The organism is Mesorhizobium sp. USDA 4775 (assembly GCF_054062655.1).
In genome coordinates this window covers 29,757-49,185 of sequence record NZ_JBSSFM010000002.1, presented here as the reverse complement: position 1 = coordinate 49,185, position 19,429 = coordinate 29,757, and the positions used below count along the sequence as shown (strand labels likewise).

The window sequence follows — 19,429 nt, the reverse complement described above, 5'->3', positions numbered from 1 at the left end:
ACTGAATGTTCAAGCCGTCATGTCACCCAGCGCGTGAACGCCAGCTTTTCGGCCTATCGACAGTGTCGGCAGTTGGCGCGGATACCATCGAAGAACTCGGCTCGCTGGTAGATCGATTGTTCGCCATCCAGGATTTTGGCGATTGAAGTGCAGATGCATTGGCATACCGACGCTACGCTAAGGCTGGAGCGGCAGTGACCACTGATTTCAACCCATGGTGTCGGAGGATTGGCGTATTGTTTCGAGATCTTTTTTCCTTCCGGTCCCAACCTCGATCCCGAAAATGTCCTCCGCCGTCTCGACCATTAGACGGGCGCCTTGTGCCAGCCGGGAGAGCCATTCGGAACTGCCGGCGGTGACAAGGCTAGCTGTTTAGTCCGGGCATTTGCTGGAGCGCCTGTTCTCCCTTTGCTTGGGATTATGGGAATCGAAGATGGAATTCGTCTAAGAATCAGTGACTTACAAATTAAGTGGGGATGCTCGGCAATGCCGCTGCATGAAACTATCGCGTATCTGAAATAGGGGATAGTTTCATGCAGCTTGAAAGTTCGGCAACCGAGGGATCCCGATATGATGGTCCATGTCCTCAGCAAGGCGGGAAGGACAAATCGATGTCCTCGGAGAAACGTCGGATGATGCGGAATAATTCGAGCGCGGCGTTTCGGCCTTGTGAGACAGCGTTGTCCTGCGGCGTTCTATTTGACGGTGCGCCGCCAGATCGAATGTGCCGGGCGAGCCTTGATCATGCGAGTTCGCTAAATAGTGGCACGGTCGGAGCGTGCGCGTCGATTGCCTTCACGACGGTGGCGGCCAGGGGAAGATGCGTTGTCTCAGCCGCCCATACTTGCCGAAATCTTTGGACGGTTTCCGTGGCAGTGTCGACGGCAAGCTTTTCCGGTAGAAGTGCCTTGGCCGCCAGATGCCGAAGCTCATCGGTATCAAGTTTGGCCATCTTTTTCGTGCGAGAGTAATTAAGCGCAGCCGTATCCTCTCCCTTCATATAGGGGATGGTCGACACCAGGTCGTAGGCCGGCGAGAGCGCGGCCGAGCGCCGGTCCGGATAGATCAGCGACCAGTTCTTGAGGTGCATGTCGCCATTGCCGATCAGCGCGCTGAAGACGAGGCGGCGAATGAACTCGGCCGCGCCAACATGGCCCGTCTCGGTGCCGATCACGCGCGCGATGTTGGCGTAACTTGCACGCTTGTACTTGTCGTCCGGGAATACCCCGAACACCTGCGCGAAATCTTCGGTGTGGACAGGACCGTCAAGGGTTCGGTCGAAGCGGGCGACAGCAAGCGCCTGCCCTTTCAATTCACCCACTCCTTCGGGAATACCGGCGATTGCATCGAGATCGACCAGGTTGATGACGGGCACCTCCATGCCGATCATCCGGGCGATCGTCATCATCGAAAACTCGTTTTCCGGAACGCCAGTGAACTGCTGGGACGGGAGCTTCACAATCCAAGATCCCCCGACGCCCTCGGCGGGAATGGTCAGGCCGCCGCCCTTCCCTGCGTTCTGAAACGCAGAGAACTTGAGTTGCACACCGGCGAGCGAGAAGCGTAGCGCATTGGGTTTGGCGTTCTTCGGAAGATCCTCGTGATCACCAGGAGGAAGGCCGTCACCCACCGCAGGATGGATCGAGAGTGCTCCGGGCAGGTCGAGCCCCAGCACCCAGAGCAGGAAGAATTCGCGCTGCTGATTGACCCCGGCCCGCTCGGCAAGATAGCGACGCAAGCCACCCTCCGGCAACAGGTTCGAGAAGAATGGCGGCACGACCCTTTGTGTCGGACGGATTCTGGTGATGAGGCCGCCCAGGTCGTCCCTGAACGACAGGCTGAGGGTCGGCCGATCCGGATTATCGACGTAGTCTTCGTTGAACGCAAATATCGTCCGATCGCCCTGAAGGTGGGTTAGCGTGCCAATAGGCTCGTCGTAGAGCCGTACATCCAAAACCGAGACATCAGGCATCCGCATCTCCATCGTCCAGGGAATAGGCAGCTCGCGGTTCCGACGGAACGGGATGGGCGATCGAGTTGCGAAGGCGCTGCAGGTTCTGCGCGATGTCGTGCAAGATGGGTGCTGCTTGGACGCTCGACTGATAGCGCTCGAGGCGGGCGATCAGTTCGCGCACGAGCTGCATCTCTTGATCGCTGAGATTCGCCCGCCGCAGAAAGCGCAGCGTATCCTCGATACGATCGAGGTCCGCTGAGCTGCCGTAAAGGTGCTTCATTTTCTTGACTAGGCGCTCGGCACGGGCAAAACGCTTGTCGTTTAGCTGACCGGCATGAATATGCATGTCCGGCGTCGCTTGAGCCTTGACCAGGCCGAGCACCGCCGACACGAGCTTTTTCGGCACGAGCATGACCTCGAGATCGAGCGCCCGTGTCAGGTCTATGAAACTGGAAAGTCCCGGCTCCATCTTGCCGCTCTCGATTTGCGAGATATGGCTCTGCGTCAGCCCCGCGCGCTCGCTGAGCGCACGTTGACTAACGCCGGAAGCCTCGCGAACCTCGCGTACTTGCGCGATCAGGTTTTCGCTTTGGTATGCCATGATATCGAATCCGGATCAAAAAGGCCAAAGTGATCAGGATATTATATCTACCATGTCGCACGTACCCCGTCTACGCTTGATACCGCATAATGATCATATCATCGCACTGATATATAATACTGTATAGGATCCTATCGGGTTGCGCTTGCCCCGCAACAAATTCTGTCAGCCTTCAGCAACACTTTCGCGATGTCGACGCTTCCTTTCCTCACGGGGAAGTCTCCATCCGTGCCGGCGTCAGCCCCACCGCGCAGCGGCCAAAGCAAATGAGTGAGGCTGGGATTGCCGGGCGCGCTGAGCAGCATCAATTCTTCAGGATTGGTGCCCCCAACGAGAGGTCGCAGATAATTCGCGCCTTGGACACTCGCTTCTTTGAGCCGAAAAGGGCCTTAAGCGCTCAATCACCCCAGAACGCGACGGCGCATCTGACGTCGTGACCACCAACAACCGCCTGGACCGCGCTACGCACCTGCGTGTGATCTAGAAACCGCGCTTGGCTTTCCGCTGTTCGCGATGATTCAGGACTTTTCTTCATAATGCTCAAACCAACGTAGGTGCTAGCCCAGATCTAAGACCCAACTTGAACAGTTGGACGTGAACGGATAGCGAACACTGTCCGTTAAGCCATTGAATTCATTTGCCTTGAATTTCGGGCGCGAAAATGTGTGGTAACAACATTTGTGCTGTTTGCTCTGTTTTGTCTGGATTTGACGGCATTTATTTACTAACAACGCTGGCATGTTTGTCGTTGAGAGAGTCGCGCGCGGCCATCGCTATCTCTACCTCGTGGAAAGTGTCCGCGACGGCAAAACCGTTCGCCAGCGCACGATAAAGGCACTGGGCCGCAAGGATGCGCTGGTTGCCAGCGGCGAACTTGACAGATTGGCGGCCTCGATTGCGCGCCATGGCGAACGCAGCCTCATCCTGTCCGACATTGACGCGGGGCGGATTGCCTCTCGCCGCATTGGCGGTCCGCTGTTGTTCGGGCGGCTGTGGCAGCGGCTCGGGATTGGCGATGTGCTGGAAGAGGTGCTGGAAGGGCGCCAGTTCGGCTTTGCGGTGGAACGGGCGGTGTTCATTGGCACGTTGCATCGGCTGTTCGTGTCGGGCTCGGACCGCGACTGCGCGAACTGGATGGCCGATTATGGTATCGAGGGCGCCGAGGGTCTGGCGCTCCATCACTTTTACCGGGCCATGGCGTGGCTGGGCGAGGAACGCGGCGAAAAGGCGCAAGGCGCGCTGGTGGCGCGCTGCGTGAAAGACGTGATCGAGGAAAAGCTCTTCGCGCGCCGGCAGGACCTGTTCACCGACCTCAGCCTTGTGTTCATGGACACAACCTCGTTATCCTTCTACGGCGCGGGCGGCGAGACGCTGGGCAAGCGCGGGCATTCCAAGGACTTCCGCCCCGATCTGGCGCAAATGATCCTGGCGCTGGTCGTTGATGGCGAGGGCCGGCCGATCTGCACCGAGATGGTGCCTGGCAACACCGCTGACGTGACCGTCCTGTTGCCGGTGGTCGATCGGCTGCGAACGCGCTTCGGCGTCACACGCGCCTGCGTTGTCGCCGATCGCGGCATGATCAGCGCCGATACCATCGCCGCGCTCGAAAAGCTGGGCATGGAATACATTCTGGGGGCCCGCGAACGCTCGAGCAGCGTGATCCACAACGTCGTGCTCAATGACACGGCGCCGATGGTTCCGCTCGTTCTCGAGCGCCAGCGCGGTGAAACTCAGTTGTGGGTCAAAGAGGTCAAGTTCGGTAAAGACCGCTACATCGTCAGCCGCAATGACGCCGAGGCCGAGAAGGACAAGGCCGACCGCCAGGCGATCATCGCCGGCCTCGAGGCACAGCTCAAGAAGGGCGACAAGGCACTGGTCGGCAACTCGGCCTACCGGCGTTACCTCAAGGCCGGCGGCAAGAACTTCAAGATCGATGTCGGCAAGCTTGCCGAGGAAGCCCGCTACGACGGTATCACCGTGGTGCGGACCAACGCGAAGGTGACCCCGCTCCAGGCCGTGCTGCGGTATCGCGATTTGCTCGAGGTCGAGAGCCTGTTCCGCGCCGCCAAGGCAACCTTCAATACCCGGCCGATCTTCCACCAATCCGATGCCGCCATCCGCGGGCATGTGTTCTGCTCGTTCCTGGCGCTCGTGCTCAGCAAGGAACTGCGCCGCCTCTGCCGGGCCAAAGGCCTGACGCCCGAATGGCAGCCGCTCCTACGCGATCTCGATCGCCTCCAGGAAGCCACCATCGAAAAGGATGGTCGCATCGTCACAACCAGAACTCACGTCACCGGCCAAGTGGGCAACGTCTTCAAGGCAGCTGGCATCGCTCTGCCACACAACCTCGACGAACAACTCGCCTGAGATCCCCCCAAAATGTAGTGGTAACACGCGCCGGCGCGCGCCTAACATGCTGACTTAATGACATATTCTCACAGGCGGTGTTTAAGTCGGGTAAGAGAAAGGCACGACATCGAGAATGCTCAATTCACCCGATAATTTTAGCCTCGACCGAGTAGTTGACACATTCACTCCATCGTAAACCCTTGGAGGAGTCACCTTCGAATGACCGCTTCTGGAAACGCTACAGAGGCAGCAAATGACCGAGTTGCTGAAGGGTTTCGGGTGCCGTGAGGCGTACGAAAGCCTCTCATGCAGGAACCCGCGGGCACAGTTGATGGCTATGGGGATTTTTGTTTGCGGCTGATGTCGGCGACGGCGTGACCGCCCCCGTTGGGCGACGCGGTGGACACGGACGGACCGCTCAGTGAAGCCCCCGCACAGCCTTGTAGCCTCTGTGCGCAGGCGGACGGGGCCCTGCGGGCCTTGCTGAGCACCATGGGCACGCGTGGTTCCGTCGCCGCAGGTTGCGCGCCTGTGGCTGGCGGGCACTGTAAAGTTATCAGCGGATTGATGCAGCGATAGCTGGCCGGGACGGCTGTCACGCTGCGGCGAGACACGCGATTTTGTTCCAGACTTGCATGGCGGCGTTACGCAGGTCTCGATGTTGAGCCGATGACAGCGTATTGCGGGGAAAGTGGAACAGGTTGGCAATCGGATCATGGATGGAAACGAACCGCTGAAGCTGGCGTGCCGACTTGAAGCGTTTCATGGTCCTTTCGCGTCGTCGGGTCGGCTGGTGCGAATTTTCCGCTCGATTATTGAGGCCTTTGTGCGACCGGTGTTCGACACCGGGCATGAGGTCGCGCCTGGCGGCATCATAGGACCGGAGCTTGTCGGTGATCATGACCCGTGGTGTCCGCCCTTGAGCCTTCAGCAACTTGCGCATCAGACGCTTTGCCGCCTTGGCATTTCGGCGGCTTTGCACCAGCACTTCGAGGACGAAGCCGTCCTGATCGACGGCACGCCAGAGCCACTGCTCCTTGCCATTGATGGCCACCACACATTCGTCGAGATGCCATTTGTCGCCCAGGCAGCCGGCTGACCGTCGCTTGATCTCCCGGGCGAAATGCCGCCCGAATTTCTCCGCCCAGCTTCGAATGGTCTGATGCGTGACGATGATGCCGCGGGCCGCCAACATGTCCTCAACCATGCGCAGGCTGAGCGGAAAGCGAAAGTAGAGCCATACCGCGTGCGCAATGATCTCGGCGGGAAAGCGGTGGCGACGATAAAGCGGATCACGAGCAACTTCTGACATGGCCCATGTTCGCACATCTTCATCAGCCGTCGGTTAACTTTACGGTGCCAATAAACGTGCTGCAACGCCTGACGAAGATCGACCCGGCCCGCTTCAAAGAAAAGAACATCAGAATGGTAGCAACGGCTCGTGAAGGCCTGGCGCATGGAAATGGCTGGGCGGATCATCCTCGATGGCGGTTGGATAAAGAGCTTGCCCCTGTCACCTGCGGCCGTGATGGAAGGAGACGCGGGTCATGCCGACGCCATAGCGCTCGGTAACATCATCCAGTGAGGCAATAGGAGGGGTCAAATCCTCACTTCGCTTGACATCATTCACGTGGCGGCACTCACGGGCCTGACACGTCGGTCGAAATAGCCTCCCGGAAACGCGGTCGGCGCGGGCATTGGTGTATAGGGATTCCAGAGCGGGAGCCCAACCAGCCGCTCATCCAGCCGCACGACCAGCTTGCGAGCGATCATGTCGGCTATCGCCCCGTCGATCTCGGTCTGCATCACATTCGCCGTGCTCAGCCGTGCGCGCAGGCGGGTGTCTGGGATGCCTTCGTCCGCAGCCAGAAGAATTTCGCGCGCGAGGCCATTGACCCGGTGTTCACGCTCCACTGCTATGGCGCGCGTGTCCTCGACCGTGATCTCGTCGCCGCTGTCGCGCATCGACAGCATGGGCAGCTTCGGCTCGTACCAGGCTTTCAGCCAGGCATCGATACCCTGGGTAATGGCATGCAGCCCCGGGCGGCGGTTCGCGTCGCGAGCAGCGAAATGGCCGCCGACATCATTGTCTTCGCTGTCTTCGAAGTAGTAAACCAGATTCGCGAGATCGGGTTCCGAGAGCGGATAGACGGAGCGATAGGAGGCGGCTGGGCGCAGCTTCAGCCCATGTTTGTCGGCTGCGCGATGATAGGGGCTGTAGCGCTGGTAGCGCAACCGCACCGCACGTCCTGGCTGGAGATGATGCAGCAGCGGCAACCAGGAGGCCATTTCCGCATACCAAGCGTCGCTCTCGCCGGGGAACCCCCACAGCATGCTCCAACTGACCCGCACGCCATACTGGCGGCACCATTTCAAGAGCTGAACATTGTGCGCTGACGTCGTTCCCTTGCCCATCAGCTTCAAAGCACGGGTATCCAGGCTCTCGATACCGGGCTGGATCCAGCGGACGCCGCCGGCAGCCAACTTCTCGACTTCATGGCGCTTCAGATTGGCTTTGACTTCGAAGAAGATCGCAAGCTTGTGGGGTAGAGCGGTCAGGCGAGGCAGGGTCTTTTCGACGTAGTCAATGGCCAGAATGTTGTCCACCGCTTCGATGCGCGACGAGCCGTAGCGCGCCGACATCTCAATCATCTCCTCTGCGGCCTGCTCGGCCGATTTCTGGCGATAGGTCATCGATCCGCCGTTCAGCCCGCAGAACTTGCAGTGGCTGCGCTCCCCCCACCAGCAGCCGCGAGAAAACTCCATCGGCAGCCCGGGATAGACGCGGTCGGCGTAGAGCGATCGCCCGAGTTCGGCAAAATAGTCCGAAAAGTCGGGCAGCGGCAGGTCATGCATGTTCTCGACCACTGCGCGGGGGGCCAAGTCGCCCATCGATGTGGCGGGGTAGCCGGCCTCGCGATGCGCTGGACCGAAAACGCCGAATGGCAGGTCGGCCGGCGGAATGTCTCTACCGTGATTGAGGATGTCGCAACACAGCGGGCCGATCAGGGCGTCGGCCTCGCCCGACACGACGTAGTCAACCCACGGGAAACGCGCGTGAGTGGTACGTCCCATCACCGATTCGCAGTTTGCGCCACCCATGAGGGTGACTAGGCCCGGCGAGCGCTCGCTCAGTCGGCGCAGCAACGCGAGCGAGGGAACATGCTGGGCGAAAGTCGAGGTGCACCCGACGATGGCCGGCCTTTGCTCCAGTATCTTGTCGGCTGTCCAATCGATGAAGCCGCCGATGAGCGAGCGCAGCTCGAGGAAATTGGCACGACGCTCGGCCATACCTTTATCTGGGTGTATCGGATTGCGCTTGAAATACTGGTCGAGGAAGACGTCGTGGTCTGCTTCGAAGTTGGGAAAAGCGATGCCTGCGAACAGCCAGTCAACAAGCGCTTCCTCAGGAAGGGAACTCTCAAGCAGATTATAGTCGGCGAGGCCCGTGTATTCCAGGAACCAGATGTTGGCATACGCTATCCTGCATCGCAGTCCGGCCCGCGTCAGCACCGACTTCAGCAGACCAAGCGCCAGCGACGGCCGTTCAATTGCCGACATCGGCATGTTGACCAGCACGATCGGCACATCGGCGCTCATGTCATGCCACTCTTTTCATGGTTATGCAGGCATAGGCGAGTTCGCTCAGCCACGGTCTCATGCGCCGGAGTGCAAAGCGAGCCATGCGCGGCTCCGTGAGCGGAACCGTGAACATGAGGTTGACCAGTTCGGGAAAAGCGCGCTGGCGGCGCGCTACTTCGAGCCACAGCGGCCGCATCAAGGCCGTTGCCTGGAGACTGGGATGGATGAACGAGCAGGTCCAGCGCAGCGTGCTGGAGTCGAGCCGGTGGGTGATCGCCCAGCCACGCACCGTTCCGCCCTCGGCATCAACCAGCGCCAGGCTGGTGTGCGGGTCACTATCCTCCTCGTAGATGAACGGATTGACGTCGTCATTCACGCCGGGTTCGTCGAAATCCCGGATCATCGCTCGCTGGTCGGCGCCGAGCGACCGCCAGCCAACGATGCGGTAGCGGGCCGGCAGGCGCGCCTCGACAAGCCACGGCGTCTCGAACGCCAGCGGCACGGTCGTGTGGCAGACCAGTTTGTTGACCGCGGGTCGGGTCCAGCCGTTTTTCACGAAAAAGCGTGCGGCGTCCTGGTTGTGCTCGCCGACGCGCAGGAAATGAACGCCTAGACTGAAGCCGAGACCGCGGAACTCCCCTTCGATCGCGTCCAGCATGGAACTGCCAAAGCCCATCCGGCGGAGCATAGGCAGGACATAGACCGAAAGGAGTTCGAACTGCCCTGAAGGCCCTGGCACGGCCAGGGCAAGTCCTGCGGTCACGTCGGTTGTGCGCGCCGCGACGCCGCGGACCGTGGATGCGAAACGGCTTGTCACCACGCTCCACACTGCCGGATAGGTAAGATGCCGCACCTCCTTTAGGCTGACGTAGTCCAGTATCTCAAGGCGAATCGGCATGGTCGACGCCCGTGCGGGAGGTCGCGTGTTTGGCCGCTTCGATGCGGCTCGTTATCCCCTCGCTGGTCTGCCAGGCAAAGCGGTCGTCTAGGTCCTCTTCGATCACCCCCGCCGCGTACAACTGGTCTAGCAGATCGGCGACTGCAAGAGCGCTCGCTCCGTCAGTTATGACGCGCACAACCAACTCCGACGCTGTGCAGTCGCCGCACGCGATTAGATCGCCAACGGAGATCGGAGCGACGTCGTCGAGTATCCGGTGTTCAATGTTGCGTGAGCGGAGGTGGAAGTGCAGGTTCCCGGCCTCGTATTGCAGGTCTCCGCGGAAGCGGATCGGCAGGTTCGGAGGTGGGCTCTCGAGCATATGCTCGTCGATGATGCTCTGGAGCCCCTCCCGGAACTCGTCGGGCGTCCTGAAGAAACGCTCATCCAGGATGCGGTAGCCGAGAGGCCAGCGTTTGCTCCCCGGTACCGGCGTCACCAGCTGTACTCGTCCCCGCGGCATGTTTACGAGGAAGCCGGAAACGCAGGCGATCGTCGTGTGATCGCGCTCCAGCAACGCGATTGCATCGTCGTTGTTGGCTGCCCTGAGTTTCTCCTTCCGCTCGCGCGCGCGCCCGGCGAACGCTTTTGCGGTCAGCGCCTCCTTGCCCTGCAGGACGAGTTCGACCCCCATCAGGTCCTCGGGCGAAAACGCCTCGTGAATCAGATTGAGGTGGTTCGTGCTTAGGACGGAGAAACGATTTGTCACGCCACGGTAGCGTTTGAACAGTTCGAGCACGCGCCTTGTGAGTGCCTGATCCTTGAGCGGGGCGGCCGTCGTCGTTTGTGGCAATGCGCCCGTGATTTGATAGTAGTCGAACAGAAAGCGGTCGTAGTCCGGGTTATCGATCGGGTCCGTGGCCCAGTAGCAGAAGCCAGTGCGGGCTGCCGAACCAAACATCTCGCACGCGACACCAACCACGCCGCGCCAAAGCTCGGCATGCTCCTCGCTATATTCATAGTAACCCTCGAAGCGGTCGGCCGACAGGCCGCAGAACCAGCAACCGACGGTGCAGCCTTCGCTCAGCTCGAAAGCGATGACGGGGTGCGTGACCGACGCCGCCGATCCGCCCAATTCGCCGTTGCAGCGGCGGATTTGGCGCTCGCGCCACGCATGGAAGCGAGGGTTGACCGTCGACATTTCGCCCTCGTCGCGCAGGATGTCGCGATGGCGCAACATCTCGCGCATATACTCGCCCCACATCACAGCCAGCGGCCACGACGCACACTCCGGCTTGAAGCGGTATTTCAGGTAGCTACCGCGCCAGAGCGGCAGCATCTCCATCGGGTCGACTTCGATGCCGTAGCGCTCGGTTACCGTTCGAGGGTTATCGACGTTCTCCGAAAGCGCACTGCGGAACGCCATGTCGCCGACCAGGCGCTCCATGAAGCGCTTGATATGGGCCAGCGTGCGAAGCTGTCCGGGGGTGCGTCGGTCAAAGATCTGTCGGTAGTGTTCGGCAGCAGTGTGCGTCATGACGTTACGGCAGCCCCCTCGAAGCGAGTTTCGCAGGCCAACTGCCAAAGGATCCCATGATCGCTCCTCACGAGTGGCCTGATTTTAAGTTTTCTTCACACGTCTAATCGAGTATCGGTGGGTGCGCTCAGACCATAAAGTGCGTGGTCAGATCAGGACCGCAGCGACGACTACAACGGCTTCGGCTGCCTCTGCGACAGTCGTCGCTACCTCCGCTGCCTCCACAGCGGTGGTAGCGACCGCAGCGGTCTGCACAACCTTGGTCGAGGTCGCAACGCTCGAATGATGATGCTTGCCGCCGACGATCGCATCGAGCTGCTTATCGGTCAACTCTTGTGGGCTTCGCGATTGAATGTAACTCTTAGCCTCATCGAGTGTGAAATTGTAGCCGTGGTTCTTTCCGATCGCCACAACCGATGCGAGACCCGTAGCATTCGGTTTCACCTTTTCGAGCAGACTGTCGTCTTTCGCCAGATCGTCGACGAATCGCTCTACCTCAGCTCGCGACATAGTTAATCCCCCCTGCCTCGGCACGCTGCGCCTGCAGCTGTTCAGCCATCTTCAGTTGCTGCGAGCAATTCAGTACTTCTGGGCCAATTGCCATCGTCATCTCCGTTGGTTGTGGGGAAAACATCACAACGGCTTCTCGAAAATTCACCGTGCAAGTGACGTACCATTCTGAGGACGTAGCTGCGCGCTTATACTCAATTCGGGGGCACCGTAAAGTTAACCGACGGCTGATGAAGATGTGCGAACATTGGCCATGTCAGAAGTTGCTCGTGATCCGCTTTCATCGGACGACTTCTCCTCAGTCTATGCGCCTTTGTAGAGGACTACGCATGTACCGTGCCAAAGGAGAAATCGTTCTCAAGCAATACGATAGCCCTAACACTGCTATGTCACTTATCCGACATCGCCGTACATCGGACAATTGGGCGCGCTGTCAATCGGCCGTTCAATTGCGGATCGCCGTCAAGCATCTGCCGCATCATCGACAGGTTCGTCTGTCAAAAACCGAGGAATTGCCCCTCTTTGCCTCATGCTGAATGTAATCGATAGGGTCGCCGTCGAGGTTGACTTCCTTGCTGAAGATCTTCCTGAGCTCCCCGCGCGTGACTGCCTGGAAATACCAGACCGTCATCAGGACCATCGCCCGGCGCGGCACTGTAAAGTTATCAGCGGATTGATGCAGCGATAGCTGGCCGGGACGGCTGTCACGCTGCGGCGAGACACGCGATTTTGTTCCAGATTTGCATGGCGGCGTTACGCAGGTCTCGATGTTGAGCCGATGACAGCGTATTGCGGGGAAAGTGGAACAGGTTGGCAATCGGATCATGAATAGAAACGAACCGCTGAAGCTGGCGTGCCAACTGGAAGCGTTTCATGGTCCTTTCGCGTCGTCGGGTCGGCTGGTGCGAATTTTCCGCTCGATTATTGAGGCCTTTGTGCGACCGGTGTTCGACACCGGGCATGAGGTCGCGCCTGGCGGCATCAGAGCTATGGCGGAAAATGGGTGATGACGGTTTGAGAAGGGCGGCGTATCGAGGCGGGTGATTGAAGCCTGCCAGAACCTCTCAAGGAGAGCGATACGCCATGAACGAGACTATCAACATTGTTCGCCTTCGTCAGCCCGACGAGATCGATGATCCCCTGACGGATGTGCTCCGCACCGGCGCGCGCAAATTGCTGGCGCAGGCGATCGAGATGGAGGCCGAAGCGTTTCTTGCCGAGATGCGGGATCTGAAGCTGCCGGACGGACGTGAGCGGCTGGTCCGGCACGGTCGCGGCCCGGAGCGGAGCATCCAGACGGGGATCGGGCCGGTGCCCGTCAGCCGGGTGAAGGTCCGGGACCGCGGCGCGACCGGCGAAGCGGACCGGGTCCGGTTTTCCTCATCGATCCTACCCAAATGGGCGCGTCGGACGCGAAGTCTGGACGCGCTGCTTCCCGTTCTTTACCTGCGCGGCGTTTCGACGGGCGACTTTCAGGAAGCTCTGGCAGCCCTGCTCGGCAAGGAGGCAGCGAACCTCTCACCCTCGGTGATCACGCGGCTGACGGCAGAGTGGACCACCGAATACGAGCGTTGGCAAAAGCGCGATCTTTCGGCGCGCCATTATGTCTATGTGTGGGCGGACGGGGTCTATCTCCAGGCGCGCATGGAAGACCATGCCGAATGCATGCTGGTGCTGATCGGCGCCACGCCTGAGGGCAAAAAAGAACTCGTCGGCTTCCAGACAGGGATTCGTGAGAGTGCGCAGAGCTGGCGCGAGCTGCTGGTCGACGTGAAGCGTCGTGGCCTGCAAATCGCGCCCGATCTTGCCGTCGGCGACGGCGCGCTTGGCTTCTGGAGCGCGCTCGATGAGGTCCTTCCCGGCACCAAGCACCAGCGGTGCTGGGTGCACAAGACAGCCAACGTGCTCAACAAGGTGCCGAACTCAATGCAGGCCGGCATGAAGACAGATCTGCGCGAAATCTTTTCCGCCCCGAACCGAGCCTCAGCCGAGACGGCGATTGCCGTCTTTGTCGAGAAATATGATGCGAAATACGGCAAGGCGGTCGACTGCCTGACCAAAGATCAGAATGCCTTGCTGGCGTTCTACGATTTCCCCGCCGAACATTGGGATCATCTGCGGACATCGAATCCCATCGAGAGCGTTTTTGCCACCGTTCGCCATCGCACGGTGCGCACGAAAGGCTCCCTATCATCGAAGACCGCAAGGCTGATGGTCTTCAAACTGGTCATGGCCGCCGCCAGGACATGGCGACGATTGAAAGGACAAAATCAGTTGCCGAAACTCATCGCAGGTGCCAGATTCCAAGATGGAATCGAGGTCATCGAATTGAAGCCGCAGAGCGCCGCTTGATCAGCCTCGTAAATTCCAGCATAGCTCGCGGCATCATAGGACCGGAGCTTGTCGGTGATCATGACCCGTGGTGTCCGCCCTTGAGCCTTCAGCAACTTGCGCATCAGACGCTTTGCCGCCTTGGCATTTCGGCGGCTTTGCACCAGCACTTCGAGGACGAAGCCGTCCTGATCGACGGCACGCCAGAGCCACTGCTTCTTGCCATTGATGGCCACCACACATTCGTCGAGATGCCATTTGTCGCCCAGGCAGCCGGCTGACCGTCGCTTGATCTCCCGGGCGAAATGCCGCCCGAATTTCTCCGCCCAGCTTCGAATGGTCTGATGCGTGACGATGATGCCGCGGGCCGCCAACGAGCTATGGCGGAAAATGGGTGATGACGGTTTGAGAAGGGCGGCGTATCGAGGCGGGTGATTGAAGCCTGCCAGAACCTCTCAAGGAGAGCGATACGCCATGAACGAGACTATCAACATTGTTCGCCTTCGTCAGCCCGACGAGATCGATGATCCCCTGACGGATGTGCTCCGCACCGGCGCGCGCAAATTGCTGGCGCAGGCGATCGAGATGGAGGCCGAAGCGTTTCTTGCCGAGATGCGGGATCTGAAGCTGCCGGACGGACGTGAGCGGCTGGTCCGGCACGGTCGCGGCCCGGAGCGGAGCATCCAGACGGGGATCGGGCCGGTGCCCGTCAGCCGGGTGAAGGTCCGGGACCGCGGCGCGACCGGCGAAGCGGACCGGGTCCGGTTTTCCTCATCGATCCTACCCAAATGGATGTGTTGCAAAGTTTTTGTCATTGGGCTCCGGTGTTCCCCCGGGAGAGTTGAGATGTTCAAAGGCCGCCATTTCGACCAATCTGTGATCTTGCTTTGCATTCGCTGGTATCTGGCCTACGGACTGAGCCTACGCGATCTTCGAGAAATGATGGCGGAGCGTGGCATTAGTGTCGATCATTCAACAATCCATCGCTGGGTCGTTCATTTCGCGCCGCTGCTGATGGAACGCTTCAACCGGCGCAAGCGCGCTGTGACCGGCAGATGGCATGCGGACGAGACCTACATCAAGGTTCGCGGGCGATGGATGTACCTCTATCGCGCCATCGACAGCGTCGGCGACACCGTCGAGTTCTGGTTCAGTGAATACCGGGATTTGCGGGACTGTCAGGAATTCCGTGTGCGGGCGGGCTGTTGAACATTATGCAGCCATTGCCCTGATGAAGCGCTCGCCGAAGATGACAGCGAATTGGGCCTTGGCCATGGTCCACTCACGTGGCGGCATTTTCCACTCTTTCTCGGATCGGTTCAAGATCAGATAGAGCAGCTTGGTCGCCGCGTCGTCGCTGGGGAAATGGCCCCTGGCCCTGACAGCCCGTCGAAGTTTCGAGTTCAACGCCTCTATTGAGTTCGTCGTGTAAATGATCCGGCGGGCGTCGTCAGGGAACGCGAAGAATGGAATGACCTCGGCCCAGGCGCGCCGCCAGCTCTGGCCGATGGCGGGATAGCGCAGGCCCCAGGGGCCGGCCTCGAACGCCGCCAGCGCCTTTTCGGCGGCATCGGCATCGACGGCGCGGTAGATTTCCTTGAGTGCGCCGGCGAGGCTCTTGCGATCTTTCCAGGACACGAAGTCCATCGAGTTGCGCAGCAGATGGACTATGCACGTCTGGACGATCGCCTCCGGGAACACAGCGGTGATCGCGTCCGGGAAGCCTTTCAGGCCATCGACGACGGCCAGAAGGATATCCTCCGTGCCGCGGTTCTTGAGCTCGTTCATCACCCGCAGCCAGAACTTGGCGCCTTCATTCTGCTCGAGCCACAGGCCCAGCACCTCCTTTGCACCATCGGCGCGCACGCCCAGTGCGATGTGGATGGCCTTGTTGCGGACCATCCCTTCATCGCGGATCTTGACCCGGATCGCATCGAAGAAGACCAGCGGGTAAATCGGATCGAGCGGCCTTTGCTGCCAGGTGGCGACTTCGTCGAGCACGGCGTCCGTCACCGTTGAGATCAGGTCCGCAGACACATCGATGCCGTACAGATCGCGCAGGTGCCCGGTGATCTCCCGGGTGCTCATGCCACGCGCGTACATCGACACGATCTTGTCATCAAAGCCGGGAAAACGGCGCTGGTACTTGGCGATCAGTTGCGGATCGAAACTCGACTGGCGGTCACGCGGAACATCGATCTCCAGCTTGCCGGTCTCGGTCGTCACCGTCTTGCGGCCATAACCGTTGCGCGTGTTGCCAGCGTCTTCGCCGCTCGCCAGATGATGGTCCATCTCCGCGTTCAGCGCGCGCTCGGTCAGAGCCTTCTTGAGCGTATCCAGCAGGCCGCCCTGTTCGAAGGCAGCACTGGCTGCCCCGCCTGCCAGAAGCTGGTCGAGAAGATCATTCGGTATCGCAGGTTCTTTGCGTCGGGTCATAGTGGGAATCCTTTTTACCCATTATGCCCGCCCGCACACGGAATTCCTGACAGTCCCGGATTTGCCGGCCGCCAAGCGTTTCTTCACAAAAGCCTTGGCACGCCATGGCCGTCCCGATCGCATCGTCATCGACGGCAGTCAGACCAACCGGGAAGCCATCGTTTCCTGCGATGCCACAAGTCGATTGCAGGATTGCTCCCGGCGCCGGTCGAAGCCGATCCGCATCCGCCAAAGCCAATACCTCAATAACCGCATCGAGCAGGATCATCGGCGCATCAAGCGCCGGGTGCGGCCGATGCTCGGTTTCAAATCGACGCACGCCGCCGCGGTCACCCTGTCCGGCATCGAGATGGTCCACATGATGCGCAAACGACAGGCGCGGTACGCCTTCACTCCGAACCCGTCTCTCGCCGAGCAGTTCGAAATCCTCGCTGCCGCATGAGGTTGCCACCACTCTGGCAAATTCTCTGACCAGACAAAACTTTGCAACGGAACCTACCGCGTGCGCAATGCTCTCGGCGGGAAAGCGGTGGCGACGATAAAGCGGATCACGAGCAACTTCTGACATGGCCCATGTTCGCACATCTTCATCAGCCGTCGGTTAACTTTACGGTGCCCTTCGGCGTCCATCTCGATCGCCTGCGCCAGCAATTTGCGCGCGCCGGTGCGGAGCACATCCGTCAGGGGATCATCGATTTCGCCGGGCTGACGAAGGCGAACAATGTTGATAGTCTCGTTCATGGCGTATCGCTCTCCTTGAGAGGTTCTAGCAGGCTTCAATCACCCGCCTCGATACGCCGCCCTTCTCAAACCGTCATCACCCATTTTCCGCCATAGCTCGCCGACATCCAGGACCGCGACGGCGCGCCGGCCGTCCTGAAATCCATACTCGAGCGCTGGCCGTGGCTGCGCCATGTCTTTGCCGATGGTGGCTATGCAGGGCCGAAACTGCGGGGCCCCTGCAAAAGATCGGCAAGTTCACGATGGAGATCGTCAAGCGGTCGGACAGCGCCAAAGGCTTCGAAGTCCTGCCGCGCCGATGGGTCGTCGAGCGGACCTTCGCATGGCTGGGCAGATGCCGAAGGCTGGCCAAGGACTTCGAGCGATCCATCGAATCCGCACAGGCCTGGGTCTTCATCGCAAACATCCGCATGCTCACCAGACGGCTCGCAAGGACCTGAAAACACGGCGGTCATTCCGATTCAGACACTGAGGTTCTTCCGGCTCAACTCGACACCGCGGAAGTGCCTCGGCTACCGAACGCCCGCGGAAGTCTTCCGCAAGAAACTGCTCGCGCAAATGCGATGTGTCGGTTAGCGCCACACGCGCAACAGTTCACCATGAACTTACAGCCGACACAACTTCAGTATCGGCTTAGCTCAAAGGTGGCCATTTCTATTTTTGGGGCGGGCGGTCGAAAAGACCGCTTCCGGTTTAACGGTTTCGTCGCTCATGGCGCTGGCGAAATGCTCTTCGTCCGCGAACATCCGAAGCCAAATTTCAATCGAAATGGCCTTCCAGGTGTTTTGAACGGTACTGCGGGTCACCTCGCGCACGAGCTGTGCCCTGACCAGAGCCAGATTTCCATAATCGTAGACGTCCCGCTTTAGCGCCTGCGTGGAGTTGAACAAGAGATCAAATGTCGACAACAGCCAAATCCGCATTGCGCTGTCGTACATCAGCTGCTGAATTCGTTTCGGTCGCTTCACAATCTCCTCGGGCAAAAAGATCGCCGACGCCTTGCGCAGGATAAGCTTATTTCCTTCGGCACTGACCTTCTGGGAGTCGGGAATGCGCATTGCGGTTCGGACGACGTGAGTGTCGGCATACGGCATGCGCAGCTCGATGCCAAAACGAGCGGCTAGCATTTCCTGGGCGCCCATTCGCTCGTCCCGCCTCTCCATTGCGGCGACGAGTTCTTCATGCAAGGATTTGTGAGCAGGCGCCCGCGTGCTCAGCGTTGCGTCCGTGCCGTCTGCTGACCCCTTGAGGATCGTAAGGCTTCCGTCTGGGGCCGGTTCCTGGTCAGTTGGCAGTCCGTTAAGGCTCTTCCACAACTGTGTGTGGGAGTTCATGCCCCCAAATAATGTATCCGAGAGATTGCCAGAAAATAGAACATCGACATGCAAACTTGCCATTTCGCTAAGCCCAAACAGGCACGGATACTCGTCATAGCCCCCGGGATTCTCCATCGCCCACATCGCTTCTGGAAGCAGTCGTGTAAATTCCGATGGTTCCAGAAATAGTTCGTGATGCTCCAGGCCCAAAGCCAACGCGGTCAAGCGGGCGCCTTCGATCTCGGGGTCTCCTCCGTTGTGACCAACAGTGAACGACTTGACCGTGATTTGCTTCATAGAGCGGACGACCAGCTCTGCGATCAAAGCTGAGTCCACTCCGCTGCTCAGCATTATACCCACGGCTGACGGTTGATCGGTGCTTAGCGCTTCCACAGCGATCAGCAGAGCGTCTGCGACCGCTTCCACCGGTACGAAAGCATCCGCTATCACAGGCATGGTCGATGATGCCGTCTCCAACGGAAAGGAATTGTCTCCATATCTGACCGTCGACCATTTTCCGGGCAAAACCGGCTTTACCTGGGAAAAGAATGTTACCCCGCTCGGCACCCATCCGGTTCGTTCGAATCCCCTGATCGCTTCTAGGTCGATTGATCTATCAAAGCCAGGCAAAGCCCGCAGGCATTTATATTCGGTGCAGAAGGCCAGGCCCTTTCCGATCCGCGTGACGTAGAGGGTGTTGACCCCGATATTGTCACGGAGGAAACGAACCTGCTGCTTGGTCATGTCGATCAGCGCGATGCAATAGTGACCATTCACAGCTTCTGGGGCATCCAGCTTGCCGAGCGCGTAAAGCTTCGCAAGATCCGCGGCCATCGAGATCTGTTTTCCATCGACAAAAGGGGTGCCGGTAAAGGCCACCATCAACGCTGAATCCTTGAAGATTCTACCAGGCGACCTACTGACCGTGGTCAATGAAATGTCGGTCCCTTCGATCGTCTCGACGTAAGTTCCGCGGTGTTTCAGCATCCGGGAAACTGGTACCGAGTCGACAAGTGGCATGGCGATCGAGCCAAACATCGCGTCCAAGATAATCTTCTCCTGTTCGAAAAATGAGATCAGAGCCTGCACGCTACGTGGGGATGCCTACGCGCTTACGATGTGGGTAGTCGGAATTCCCGAAGGACCAAAACAGCAGTCGTCAACAATATGACGCTCACACCGCACACCATTTGCG

At 59.5% G+C, this 19,429-nt stretch carries 11 protein-coding genes and 7 pseudogenes; 6 read left to right on the top strand and 12 right to left on the bottom strand.

The features are described 5' to 3' along the window. Window positions 1–742: 742 nt before the first annotated feature. Window positions 743–1,972: a type II toxin-antitoxin system HipA family toxin gene (locus tag ACVILI_RS32005; RefSeq protein WP_038655397.1), complete on the bottom strand. Its 1,230-nt coding sequence runs from the start codon at window positions 1,970–1,972 to the stop codon at window positions 743–745. Next, window positions 1,965–2,555 carry a helix-turn-helix domain-containing protein gene (locus tag ACVILI_RS32000; RefSeq protein WP_038654855.1) on the bottom strand — a complete coding sequence of 197 codons (591 nt, stop codon included), beginning with the start codon at window positions 2,553–2,555 and terminating at the stop codon, window positions 1,965–1,967. Before ACVILI_RS32000 ends, ACVILI_RS32005 begins: the two co-directional genes overlap by 8 nt. A 738-nt stretch (window positions 2,556–3,293) precedes the next feature. On the opposite strand from ACVILI_RS32000, the gene ACVILI_RS31995 reads away from it, so the two are divergent. After that, on the top strand, window positions 3,294–4,922 hold the full coding sequence (locus ACVILI_RS31995; RefSeq protein WP_038655116.1) for an IS1634 family transposase: 1,629 nt from the start codon (window positions 3,294–3,296) through the stop codon (window positions 4,920–4,922). Between the two features lie 577 nt (window positions 4,923–5,499). Here ACVILI_RS31995 and ACVILI_RS31990 read toward each other — a convergent pair. From ACVILI_RS31990 to ACVILI_RS31965, 6 genes and pseudogenes are all read right to left on the bottom strand, one after another. After that, on the bottom strand, window positions 5,500–6,216 hold the full coding sequence (locus tag ACVILI_RS31990; RefSeq protein ID WP_457102757.1) for an IS6 family transposase: 717 nt from the start codon (window positions 6,214–6,216) through the stop codon (window positions 5,500–5,502). 314 nt (window positions 6,217–6,530) lie between these two features. Further along, on the bottom strand, window positions 6,531–8,504 hold the full coding sequence (locus tag ACVILI_RS31985) for a RiPP maturation radical SAM C-methyltransferase (RefSeq protein WP_038654485.1): 1,974 nt from the start codon (window positions 8,502–8,504) through the stop codon (window positions 6,531–6,533). Window position 8,505: 1 nt separating this feature from the next. Beyond that, window positions 8,506–9,384: a GNAT family N-acetyltransferase gene (locus tag ACVILI_RS31980; protein WP_457102756.1), complete on the bottom strand. Its 879-nt coding sequence runs from the start codon at window positions 9,382–9,384 to the stop codon at window positions 8,506–8,508. Further along, complete coding sequence (locus ACVILI_RS31975) at window positions 9,368–10,900, bottom strand: radical SAM family RiPP maturation amino acid epimerase (protein ID WP_457102755.1); 1,533 nt, start codon at window positions 10,898–10,900, stop codon at window positions 9,368–9,370. Before ACVILI_RS31975 ends, ACVILI_RS31980 begins: the two co-directional genes overlap by 17 nt. A 147-nt stretch (window positions 10,901–11,047) precedes the next feature. Then, window positions 11,048–11,410, bottom strand: coding sequence for a Nif11-like leader peptide family natural product precursor (locus ACVILI_RS31970; protein WP_091586492.1), 363 nt, complete (start codon window positions 11,408–11,410; stop codon window positions 11,048–11,050). A 704-nt stretch (window positions 11,411–12,114) separates the two neighbouring features. Continuing rightward, window positions 12,115–12,399, bottom strand: a pseudogene (locus ACVILI_RS31965) (DDE-type integrase/transposase/recombinase); the annotation flags it as partial. Window positions 12,400–12,493: 94 nt separating this feature from the next. Between ACVILI_RS31965 and ACVILI_RS31960 the strand changes: the two are divergent. Further along, complete coding sequence (locus ACVILI_RS31960; protein ID WP_457102496.1) at window positions 12,494–13,762, top strand: IS256 family transposase; 1,269 nt, start codon at window positions 12,494–12,496, stop codon at window positions 13,760–13,762. A gap of 26 nt (window positions 13,763–13,788) precedes the next feature. Here ACVILI_RS31960 and ACVILI_RS31955 read toward each other — a convergent pair. Continuing rightward, window positions 13,789–14,133: pseudogene (locus ACVILI_RS31955) on the bottom strand (IS6 family transposase); the annotation flags it as partial. Between the two features lie 82 nt (window positions 14,134–14,215). Between ACVILI_RS31955 and ACVILI_RS31950 the strand changes: the two are divergent. Then, window positions 14,216–14,533: pseudogene (locus ACVILI_RS31950) on the top strand (IS256 family transposase); the annotation flags it as partial. Window positions 14,534–14,587: 54 nt separating this feature from the next. Further along, window positions 14,588–14,929: pseudogene (locus ACVILI_RS31945) on the top strand (IS6 family transposase); the annotation flags it as partial. Between the two features lie 24 nt (window positions 14,930–14,953). Here ACVILI_RS31945 and ACVILI_RS31940 read toward each other — a convergent pair. Continuing rightward, a complete protein-coding gene (locus ACVILI_RS31940; protein WP_457102754.1) occupies window positions 14,954–16,177 on the bottom strand; it encodes an IS256 family transposase in 1,224 nt (407 codons plus the stop codon). Window positions 16,178–16,235: 58 nt separating this feature from the next. Between ACVILI_RS31940 and ACVILI_RS31935 the strand changes: the two are divergent. Beyond that, a pseudogene (locus ACVILI_RS31935) lies at window positions 16,236–16,619 on the top strand (DDE-type integrase/transposase/recombinase); the annotation flags it as partial. A 30-nt stretch (window positions 16,620–16,649) separates the two neighbouring features. Here ACVILI_RS31935 and ACVILI_RS31930 read toward each other — a convergent pair. Then, window positions 16,650–16,745, bottom strand: a pseudogene (locus ACVILI_RS31930) (IS6 family transposase); the annotation flags it as partial. A 272-nt stretch (window positions 16,746–17,017) separates the two neighbouring features. On the opposite strand from ACVILI_RS31930, the pseudogene ACVILI_RS31925 reads away from it, so the two are divergent. Next, a pseudogene (locus tag ACVILI_RS31925) lies at window positions 17,018–17,358 on the top strand (transposase); the annotation flags it as partial. A 198-nt stretch (window positions 17,359–17,556) separates the two neighbouring features. Here ACVILI_RS31925 and ACVILI_RS31920 read toward each other — a convergent pair. Continuing rightward, entirely contained in the window at window positions 17,557–19,272 is a 1,716-nt protein-coding gene (locus ACVILI_RS31920; protein ID WP_038654750.1) for an asparagine synthetase B family protein, read from the bottom strand. Window positions 19,273–19,429: the final 157 nt, after the last annotated feature.